The 9,544-nt window shown below is 65.1% G+C and carries 9 protein-coding genes; 3 read left to right on the top strand and 6 right to left on the bottom strand.

Annotated elements, in window-relative coordinates; translation table 11 throughout:
* Positions 1-129 precede the first annotated feature (129 nt).
* Complete coding sequence (locus EN984_RS11760; RefSeq protein ID WP_127383750.1) at positions 130-1,098, top strand: substrate-binding domain-containing protein; 969 nt, start codon at positions 130-132, stop codon at positions 1,096-1,098.
* A gap of 40 nt (positions 1,099-1,138) precedes the next feature.
* On the opposite strand, the gene EN984_RS11765 is transcribed toward EN984_RS11760, so the two are convergent.
* Genes EN984_RS11765 through EN984_RS11790 form a run of 6 tightly spaced genes read right to left on the bottom strand, consistent with a single transcriptional unit; the run spans position 1,139 to position 8,281 of the window.
* Entirely contained in the window at positions 1,139-1,600 is a 462-nt protein-coding gene (locus EN984_RS11765) for a MarR family transcriptional regulator (RefSeq protein WP_127271007.1), read from the bottom strand.
* On the bottom strand, positions 1,597-2,181 hold the full coding sequence (locus EN984_RS11770) for an amino acid synthesis family protein (RefSeq protein ID WP_127271009.1): 585 nt from the start codon (positions 2,179-2,181) through the stop codon (positions 1,597-1,599). The genes EN984_RS11765 and EN984_RS11770 overlap by 4 nt, the downstream gene beginning before the upstream one ends.
* On the bottom strand, positions 2,174-3,058 hold the full coding sequence (locus EN984_RS11775) for a UPF0280 family protein (protein WP_127271011.1): 885 nt from the start codon (positions 3,056-3,058) through the stop codon (positions 2,174-2,176). The genes EN984_RS11770 and EN984_RS11775 overlap by 8 nt, the downstream gene beginning before the upstream one ends.
* The gene (locus EN984_RS11780) at positions 3,058-4,599 is read right to left on the bottom strand and encodes a 6-hydroxynicotinate reductase (RefSeq protein ID WP_127271013.1); all 1,542 of its coding nucleotides are present in this window, start codon (positions 4,597-4,599) and stop codon (positions 3,058-3,060) included. Before EN984_RS11780 ends, EN984_RS11775 begins: the two co-directional genes overlap by 1 nt.
* Entirely contained in the window at positions 4,596-7,430 is a 2,835-nt protein-coding gene (locus tag EN984_RS11785) for a molybdopterin-dependent oxidoreductase (RefSeq protein WP_127267039.1), read from the bottom strand. The genes EN984_RS11780 and EN984_RS11785 overlap by 4 nt, the downstream gene beginning before the upstream one ends.
* Complete coding sequence (locus EN984_RS11790) at positions 7,427-8,281, bottom strand: xanthine dehydrogenase family protein subunit M (RefSeq protein ID WP_127267040.1); 855 nt, start codon at positions 8,279-8,281, stop codon at positions 7,427-7,429. The genes EN984_RS11785 and EN984_RS11790 overlap by 4 nt, the downstream gene beginning before the upstream one ends.
* A gap of 244 nt (positions 8,282-8,525) precedes the next feature.
* On the opposite strand from EN984_RS11790, the gene pncA reads away from it, so the two are divergent.
* Both pncA and EN984_RS11800 read left to right on the top strand, forming a co-directional pair.
* Entirely contained in the window at positions 8,526-9,140 is a 615-nt protein-coding gene (gene pncA, locus EN984_RS11795; protein WP_127267041.1) for a bifunctional nicotinamidase/pyrazinamidase, read from the top strand.
* A gap of 157 nt (positions 9,141-9,297) precedes the next feature.
* On the top strand, positions 9,298-9,544 hold a 247-nt coding region (locus tag EN984_RS11800; protein WP_206517422.1), incomplete at its 3' end, for a sodium:proton antiporter.

Genomic DNA, 9,544 nt, shown 5'->3' on the forward strand with positions numbered 1-9,544 from the left:
GGAGCGCAATGCCGGTGATCTCCTGGCCTATCTGCGCCTGCCCGGCGGGCAATCGGCGCACAAGGAAACGGCCGCGGCAAAGCGGCCGTCGCAAGAGACACCGTCTCTCAATCTCGGAGGAAACAAAAAATGAAACGACGTGACATGCTGAAGCTTGCTGCAGTGACCGCGGCACTGCTGACCACCACCGCGCTTCTGACCACCGGCAATGCCTTCGCCCAGGACAAGAAGTGGAAGATCGGCTTCTCGCAGGTGACGACCATCGAGCCCTGGCGCGCGCAGTTCAACAAGGACATTCTGGCCGAAGCCGCCAAGCATCCCGAGGTCGAACTGATCATCACCGACGGCGAGGACAAGACCGAAAAGCAGGTCGCCGATGTCGAGAACCTGATCCGCCAGGAAGTCGATGCGCTGTTGGTGTCACCGAAGGAATCGGCCGGCCTGACCGGCGTCGTGCAGCAGGCGATCGATGCCAAGATCCCGGTCTTCGTGCTCGACCGCAATGTCGAGACCAAGGACTACACGCAGTTCGTCGGTGGCGACAACGCGCTGATCGGCCGCGCGGCCGGCGAATATGCCGTCGAACTGCTTGGCGGCAAGGGCAAGGCTGCAGGCAACGTCGTCGAGATCTGGGGCGGCATGGGCACCCAGCCGGCGCATGACCGCCACGACGGCTTCCACGAATTCACCGACAAGGCGCCGGGCATCAACTATCTGCTCGACCAGCAATCGGGCGACTGGAAGCAGGATCAGGCCTACAATCTGATGGCCAACGCGCTGAAGAGCAACGAGAAGATCGATCTCGTTTACGGACACAACGATCCGATGGCCTACGGCGCCTATCTCGCCGCCAAGGATGTCGGCCGCGAGAAGGACATCAAGTTCATTGGTATCGACGGCCTGCCCAACGAAGGCGTGCAGATGGTCAACAAGGGCGAGCTGACGGCAACCTTCACCTATGTCACTCCCGGTGCCGAAGGCCTGCGCCAGGCGATCAAGTTCCTCAACGGCGAGAAGGTCGAAAAGACCATCACTCTGCCGACCGAGAAGATCACCAAGGAAAACGCCGCCCAGGTGCTGAAGGACAACGGCCTCTGAGCCAAGCTTCCTGCCGGGTGCCTTTTTGGCGCCCGGCGGTCTAAGCCAGCTTCACCAGCAGCTTCATGAAGGTGGCGATCTCCTTGGCGGAGAGCGGTGCCAGCGTCTCCTGGGTGATCTCGCGCGCCAGCGGGATCAGGCGGTCGATGGCATCACGGCCTGCCGCGGTCAGATTGACCAGCAGCCGTCTCTTGTCGACCTCGTGCCTGGAAAGCTCGACCAGGCCGCGCGCCTTCAGCCGGTCGATGACGCCCTTCACCGTCGCCGCATCCATCGCGATCAGCGTGCCGAGCTGGTTCTGCGAGGTCTCGCCGACGTCACGCAGCTTGGCCAACGCCGCGAATTGCGGCGGCGTCAGATCGCCGATATGCGCGGCAAATATCGCCACATGGCGCTGATGCGCCTTGCGCAGGATGAAGCCGACCTGCTCCTGCAGCAGGTAATCCTGGTCGTCCGGCGCCTCGACCTCGACCAGCTTGAGCAGATTGTCCTCGCCGCTCACCGCAAGCCATCCCAGGCTTTGATGTCATCGGCCGCGAGACCACCCATGCGATTGTGGATGCGCGGGCCACAGGTCATGGCGAGGCAGAACAGGATTTCGTCTGGGCGCGGACCATCGCTGATGCCGACTTCCATGGCGTCGAAATGGCTGCGCACATAGGCGGCGTTGATGTGGCCGAGCGGTACATCGAGCTTTGAACCGAACGCGCCGACCTTCTTGGCCGACGGCACGATCGCCTTGGCGTCGCCGAGCCGTTCGCGCATGGCGTAGCCGCCGGGCACATGCCACAGCGCACCGTGCTCCAACTCGCCCGCCGTGCCGACAATGGCGCCCTTGCCGTAGCCGTCGATCTGCTTGACGTCGCCGCCGAGCGCCGCGATCAGCCGGTCGGCGAGCAACAGGCCGAGCGGCTTCAGATCGTCCATGGCGCTCTGCAAGTCTTCGACATAGCGCCCGGCGAACGGGTTTTTCACCAGGGCCATCGCGGCGGCGCGGCGGCGCGGCACCTGGGCCACCGGCCCGCCCTCGTGAAAAATCTCTTCGGTCAGCACCGCGATTTTGCGGATCGAAAACTCAGGCATGGGCAACTTCCTCCCTCGAACTTTTGTTGGGCGCGGCAAGCGCAACCGAGCCACTGATGCGGGCCTCACCGCCAAGAAACAGCGCCGATCCGGCAATCAGGCCGCGCCGGCGAAAATCTTCGGCGACGGCAAGGCCATTGTCCAGCGCCCGCGCCACTTCGCCAAGGGCAAGCGTGCCGACACCATGTGTCACCAGGCGCGCGCCGAGATCGCTGTCGGGCGACAATTCATGTGCGGGAATGCGCTTGATGGCGGGATTGCCGGGCAGGTCCACCGCGTTGGCAATGAGGGTCGCCGCCGCATCTGCCTCGGCGCCGGTCCGCGCGAGCACGGTGACGGCGTCGGCAATGCCAAGCGAGAAGGAGCGGCCGCGCCAGCCGCTGGTGGCAACGCCGCGAACGCCATCTTCCGCGCGGATCGTGATCCGGTCGGCCATGCCGTTACCGGTGCCGGCGACCGCCAATCCCATCGACTGTCCCCTGCCGATATGGATTGCGCAGTCGCCACCATTGTTGACATAGGCGCGATCGAGCTTGCGGCCGGCAAGCAATGCGGCGAGCGTTTCGTCGGCTACCGATCCCGCGACGGCGGCCATCGGTGTTATGAAGCATTCCGCCAGGGGCATGACGGCTGCTTCCATGCGGCGCGCCGTCGGGCCGGCGAAGCTGCGCGGCGCCAGGAAAAACGCCGGTAGTCGCAATTCGGGGAGCTCCTCGACCAGCTCCATCAGGATCGTCTGGAACCGCGCTACCGCCTGTTCATAGGCTCGGCGGCATTCATCCGCCTCACCAAAAACCTCGACGATCAGGTCGATCGGCCCGTGGTTGAGATGGAGCCGCTTGCCGTCCTGCAGCCAGTTGGCTTGCGGGCCTTGCATCACCCGGCCCCGTTCGAGCCGGCACGGCGTAGCTGCGCGAGTGGCGGCCATGGATTGGTGGCTTCGGCGCCTGTGCCGCGGCGCGGATTGAGGTACTCACCGCCTTTTGCGACAATATCCTCGACGCTGCGGATCTCGGCCTCGTACCCGCCGAGCCTGACATAGTCGTCGCGGCGCAGCGTGAACTCGATAGGCGCCACCAGCGCCGGCGTCGGCACATAGCCGAAGGCACCCTCAGGCACTCTGGTGACATCGACCATCAGCGTGATGCCGCCGCCCGGCCAGACATAGACCGGCGCGCCGCCGACCGTGACATAGGTGGTCAGGCCCTGAACCGAGCGGGTGAGATTGACCGGGTTTTCGGTGACGCCGGCCCGCAGCGAGCCGCCGGCGCCGCCGATGAACAGCACTGTGCACAAAGCTGGCTCGCAATTGTCCTCGATCAGCCCGACCGACTTCTGCAGCCGTTCGGGGAAAGGTTTTTGCACCGGTTTCAGTTCGTCGTCGAGTTCGTAATAGGCGAACTGTTCGCCGGTGGTCGACACCATCAGCAGCGACAGCCCCGGCCGCGCGCCTTTCTTGGCGTTCCACTCTCCGAGGATCGACAGCGGGTCTGAAATGCTGGTGCCGCCCCAGCCCAGCCCGGGTTCGGACACCTTGAAATAGCGGCCCGGCGTCGAACGGCGGCCGATTATTTTTATCCCTGTATCCTGCCAGCCCAGCACCTTGCCGGCCTGATGCTCGGAAACGACGCCGGTGATGTGGTCGTCGACCACCACCACCTCGTCGACAAGGCCGCGCCATTGCGTGGCGAACATGCCGATGGTGGCCGAGCCGCAGCCGACGCGCATTCGGTGTTCCTGCTTGCCGTCGATGACAGGTGCTTTGCCGGCTTCGACTATGATGGTGGCGCCGCCGTCGATGGCCAGTTCCACCGGCTTGCGGTTGCACAGATTGAGCAGCGCGTCACAGGTGGCGCGTCCCTCGGCCTTGGAGCCGCCGGTCAGATGGTGCACACCGCCCAGCGACAGCATCTGCGAGCCATACTCGCCCGTCGTGACATGGCCGATCGCTTCGCCGGCTGCGCGGACTATTGCCGTCTCGGGACCGAGGTGACGGTCGGTATCGATCTTCACCTTGACGCCGCAATAGGAGAAGATGCCCTCGGTGACGACGGTGACGAGATCGACGCCTTCGACCTCCTGGCTGACGATGAAGGGGGCCGGCTTGTAGTCGGGATAGGTGGTGCCGGCGCCGATTGCGGTGACGAAGCGGCGGCCGGTGTTGACCAGTTCGCCGTCCCAGGCCTCGCCCACGGCGACGAACGGCACGATCGCCGCGCCGGTCTCGGCCGCATGATCGAGGATGGTCAGCGGGTCCGTCCGCACGATCCTGCCGCCGACATTGCCGTAGCGGTCGCATGCTCCGGTGCGCCCGTCAGCGATGTAGCACATCACCGGACAGGCATCGCAGCGGATCTTCTCCGCCACCAGCTTCTCGCCGGGATCATGGGTCTCGAAGCGTTCGGCAAGCTCGCTCATCGGCGTGCCTCCTTTTCGCGGATGCCATCTTTTTCGCGGATGCCAGCGCGGATACGCGTCGGCGTCGCCGGAATCTTGGTGACCAGCACGCCGGTGGCGTGGCGGATGGCATTGAGGATCGCCGGTGCCGTCGGGATCAGCACATGCTCGCCCAAACCCTTGGCGCCAAAGGGTCCTTCCGGATCCGGAACTTCAATCAGAATGGTCTCGATCGGCGGCACGTCGCCAATGGTCGGGATGAGATAATCGTGCAAATTCTCGGTGCGGCCGGGGATATACTCTTCCATCAGCGCCATGCCGATGCCTTGCGCAATGCCGCCTTCGATCTGGCCCTCGGCCAGCAGCGGGTTGATCGCCTTGCCGACATCATGCGCGGCGGTGATTTTCAGCAGCTTCACCGTGCCGAGCTTAAGGTCGACCTCCAATTCGGCGATCTGCGCGCCATAGCCGTAAACGGCGTAGGGTTTGCCCTGGCCCCTGGCGTCGAGGGGCAGCGTCGGCGGGTCGTAGGTCTCCTCGGCGCGAAAGACGAAGCCTTCGGTGTCTACATCCAATGTCGCGAGATCGACGCGGCGCGTGGCTTCACCTTCGCGGATGACGATCACGGGGCCGTCGAGCTGCAGGGCTGCGTTTTCGGAAACATTGGCGAAGCGCAGGATCGTTTCGCGCAAGGCGCGGCCGGCCTTTTCGGCCGCCTTGCCGGTTACAAAAGTCTGGCGCGAGGCCGAGGTCTTGCCGGCGTCGGGGGTGATGGCCGTATCGGCGCTCTTCAACTGGAATTTCTCAAGCGGCAGGCCGAGCGCGTCGGCGCATATCTGGGCGATGACCGTGTTGGATCCCTGGCCGATATCGACGGCGCCCTGGTGCAGGATGACCGTGCCGTCAGCCGCGATGCCGACCCGGATTGTCGACGGGTTGGGCAGCGAGGTGTTGCCGCAGCCATACCAGCAGGACGCGACGCCAACGCCGCGCTTTCTATCCCTGCTGGCACGGTTGAACGCATCCGCATCAGCCGTCGCGCGCACCCAATGCGGCTGCAGCGATTCGAGGCATTCGGCAATGCCGACGCCGGACTCCAGAAGCTGCCCGGTAACCGTTTCGGATCCGTTACGAAGGCAGTTCTTCAAGCGAAAATCGAGCCGGTCCATGCCGAGCTTGCCGGCTAGCTCGTCATACAGCGTCTCCTGCATGATCGTCGCTTGCGGCACGCCGAAGCCGCGGAATGCGCCGGAGATCGGCCCATGCGTGTGGATGGCGCGGCCTTCGGCGCGGTAATTCGGCGTCGCATAGGGTCCGGAGGCGTGCACCGGCACGCGGTTGGCCACGGTAGGGCCCCAGCTTGCATAGGCGCCGGTGTTGAAGTCACCTTCGAAGATCATGCCGGTGACAATGCCGTCGGCATCGGCGCCGATGGTCGCTCTCATCTCGGCCGGATGGCGCTTGGTGGTCGAAATCATCGATTCGGTGCGGGTGTAGGCAAGTGCCGCCGGCCGCCCCGTCTTCATCGCCACCAGGCCGATCAGCGGCTGCAGCGAAACGTCGAGCTTGGACCCGAAACCGCCGCCGGTCGCGGTCGGCACGATGCGCACCTTGTCGACGGCTAGGCCGAGCACCTTCGCCGTCTCGTCGCGGTCCATATAGGGCGCCTGGGTGCAGGCGACGACGACCAGCGTGTCGCCGTCCAGATAGGCATAGCCGGCTTCCGGTTCGATATAGGCGTGCTCGACATAGGAGGTGTCGATGGCGCCAGAGACGGTGAAAGCCGCGCCGGCAAGCGCTGCTTCCGGATCGCCGCGTTCGACGAAGCCGGAGGTCAGCAAGTTTGCCGCCCTGTTTTCATGAATGAGCTTGGCACCGCCGGCGCGCGCTTCGCAGGATTGGAGAACATGCGGCAATTCGGTCCAGCGGATCGGAAAATCCGAGAGGTCGAGATCGAGCATCGCCTCACGCTCGCCGGCAACCAGCGCCACCGCCTCACCGCGGAGGCGGGCAAACCCCTCAGCCAGCGCCGGCTGGTCGGCGAACGGGCCGATGACGCCGAAACAGTTTTTTCCCGGAATGTCGGCTGCTGTGAAGACACCGGCTATGCCGGGATGCGCCTTCGTCCAGCCGTCGAGGTCGCCGAAGGCGAAGCTGGCGTGATAATGCGGCGAGCGGACCACCAGCACGGCCAGCGCATCGGCGGGGAAGGAATCGCCGCCGAATTTCTCAGCCCCGGTGACCTTCGGCACGCCATCGAGCCGGACGGGCGAGGAGCCGATCGCATGGCCTGATCGAGGCAAGCGGAAATCGAGGCTTGCGCCCTGCAGGGACGCATCCATCACCGCCGCGATGATCTTCCGGTAGCCGGTGCAGCGGCAGAGAATACCGCCCAGCGCATCCTGCACCTCGGCCTCGGTCGGGCTTGGCTGTTTGTCCAGCAACGCCGTTGCCGCGACCAGCAGCGCCGGCGTGCAGATGCCGCACTGCGCCGCGCCATGGGCAAGGAACGAGGCCTGCAGCGCCGACAGCCGGCCATTGGCGAGGCCTTCGACGGATGTTACCGCCGTCCCGGCGGCGGAAGCCGCCGACATCAGGCAGGCGCAGACCGGATCGCCGTCGACCAGCACCGTACAGGCGCCGCAGTCGCCGGCGTCGCAGCCGATCTTGGTGCCGGTCAACAGCAATTCATCGCGCAACACCAGGGACAGGCGGCGCAGGGGCGGCACATTGACCGAGACGGCGGTGCCATTGACCTCGAAGGCGATATCGGCGCGCGCAGCGCCGAAGCCTGGCTGGGCACTGCCCGGATCGGGCAGGGCTTCACGCGCGTCAGGCCAATTTTGGCTCATGCCGCCACCTCTTCGCCAGTCGTACGCCCCATAGCCGCGAGCACCGTGCGGGCAACAATCTCGCGCACCGCATCGAGCCGGTATTCGGCGCTGCCGCGCACATCGGCGATCGGCGACAGTTCTGCCATCGGCGCGGCCAGGACCGCGTCGGCGAGTCCGCCGTCCACCGGCAGACCGTGCAGCGCGGCTTCGACGCCGGCCAGCCGCTTGGCCACCACCGAACAGGAGCCGGCGGCGACCGCCGCTTGCCGGACAAGGCCATCCTGGACGACCAGACGCGCCGCCACCATGGCGATGGAAATGACGAGATAACGGCGCGCGCCGAGCTTGACGAAAGCCGACGTGCCGCTGGGCTTCGGCACGCGGATGGCCGTGACCATCTCACCGGGCAGCAGAGCGGTTCGGCGGTTGCCGAGAATGAAGTCCTGCAACGGCAGATGCCGCGTCGCGGCCACCGAGCGCAGCTCGACCTCGGCATCGAGGATGAGCAGGGCCGGCACGCCGTCTGCGGCAGGCGATGCGTTGCAGAGATTGCCGGCGACCGAGGCGACGTTCTGGATCTGCACCGAGCCAACCTCACGCGCCGCCTGTTTCAGCGCATCGAAGGCCGGCGGCAAGGGATGGCGGACGATGTCGGTCCAGGTCGTGCGCGCGCCGATGACGAAATGGTCGTGCGTCTCGGCAATGCCGCGCAGCGCCGCCAGGCCGTTAATGTCGAGAACATTGTCGCGGAACGGTTTGCTGCCCTGTGCCGGATAGAAATCGGTGCCGCCGGCAAGGATGCGCCAGGCGCCCTCGCCAAGCAAAGCGAGCGCTTCGTCGACCGAGGTGGGTTTCGCGTAACGGATCACGCTTTGCCTTCCAGAAGGAACTTTCCGAATCCGGTATTTCCGGCGTTCGAGCCGAGAAACTCATTCGTATGCAAATGATATCAAGCCCGCTGGATTTGTCAAAGCCCGAGTTTGCGGCGGCCCGGCCGGCACGCATTTGTTATGTCGCGAGAGGTTGACGCCGCCGGCCATCTGGTCAAGTTTCTGCGTCCGGTCGCGTCAGCGGCATTTTCCACTGGAGCCTGCATACGGAAGAGGAAAGCCCATGGCCGACGAGGCGCTTGTTGTCATCGACCTGCAGAACGACTTTTGTCCCGGCGGCGCGCTGGCGGTTGCCGGCGGCGATGAGATCGTGCCACTGGTCAACGACCTGATCCGGCGAACCGACCATGTCGTGCTGACGCAGGACTGGCATCCCGCCGGTCATTCCAGCTTTGCCTCCAGCCATCCGGGCGCGCAGCCTTTCACGATGATCGAAATGCCCTATGGTCAGCAGACGCTGTGGCCGGACCACTGCATCCAGGGCAGCCTGGGCTCGGATTTCCATTCCGGCCTGGCCTGGACCAAGGCCGAGCTCGTCATTCGCAAGGGATTTCGGTCTGATATCGACAGCTATTCGGCCTTCTTCGAGAACGACCGCACGACGCAGACCGGCCTTGCCGGCTACCTCCGGGAGCGCGGCATCGACACGCTGACCCTGGTCGGGCTGGCGACCGATTTCTGCGTCGGCTTTTCGGCGCTGGACGCCGTCAGCCAGGGCTTCAAAACCACAGTGCGGCTCGATGCCTGCCGCGGCATCGATCTCAACGGTTCGCTCGATGCCATGCTGCAGCGCCTGCGCGACGCCGGCGTGACGCTCGAAGACCCTTTGTCGGATTGAACGGCCGTTGGGCAAGCACCCCCTCACCCGGATTGCCAGCCGAATTGCGAAGGGCAATTCGGGGCAATCCGACCTCTCCCCGAGGGGAGAGGAGAAGGCGAGCGTCGGCGCCGAGTCTCTTCTCCCCTCGGGGAGAAGGTGGCCGCGTAGCGGCCGGATGAGGGGGCCTTTTTCATATCCGATCTCCCTGTTGGCTGCATGCGCTGCGATAATTGCCGCCGTGCTGTTCCCGGCACAGGCTTTCGCGGCGGAGGAACACGGCCTGCCCGGCGCTTCGATGCCGCTGTGGTGGGCGCTGCCCTTTGCCGGGCTGCTGTTGTCGATCGCCACCGGTCCGCTGCTGTTTCCTCATGTTTGGGAACATCACTACGGCAAGATATCGGCCCTTTGGGCCGCACTGGTGA

Source organism: Mesorhizobium sp. M7A.F.Ca.CA.004.12.1.1, from assembly GCF_003997835.1.
Taxonomy (GTDB): domain Bacteria; phylum Pseudomonadota; class Alphaproteobacteria; order Rhizobiales; family Rhizobiaceae; genus Mesorhizobium.

Coding starts and splice junctions, on each gene's coding strand:
- EN984_RS11760 (WP_127383750.1), top strand. CDS start 130: ATGAAACGACGTGACATGCTGAAGCTTGCTGCAGTGACCGCGGCACTG.
- EN984_RS11770 (WP_127271009.1), bottom strand. CDS start 2,181: ATGCCTGAGTTTTCGATCCGCAAAATCGCGGTGCTGACCGAAGAGATT.
- EN984_RS11775 (WP_127271011.1), bottom strand. CDS start 3,058: ATGCAAGGCCCGCAAGCCAACTGGCTGCAGGACGGCAAGCGGCTCCAT.
- EN984_RS11780 (WP_127271013.1), bottom strand. CDS start 4,599: ATGAGCGAGCTTGCCGAACGCTTCGAGACCCATGATCCCGGCGAGAAG.
- EN984_RS11785 (WP_127267039.1), bottom strand. CDS start 7,430: ATGAGCCAAAATTGGCCTGACGCGCGTGAAGCCCTGCCCGATCCGGGC.
- pncA (WP_127267041.1), top strand. CDS start 8,526: ATGGCCGACGAGGCGCTTGTTGTCATCGACCTGCAGAACGACTTTTGT.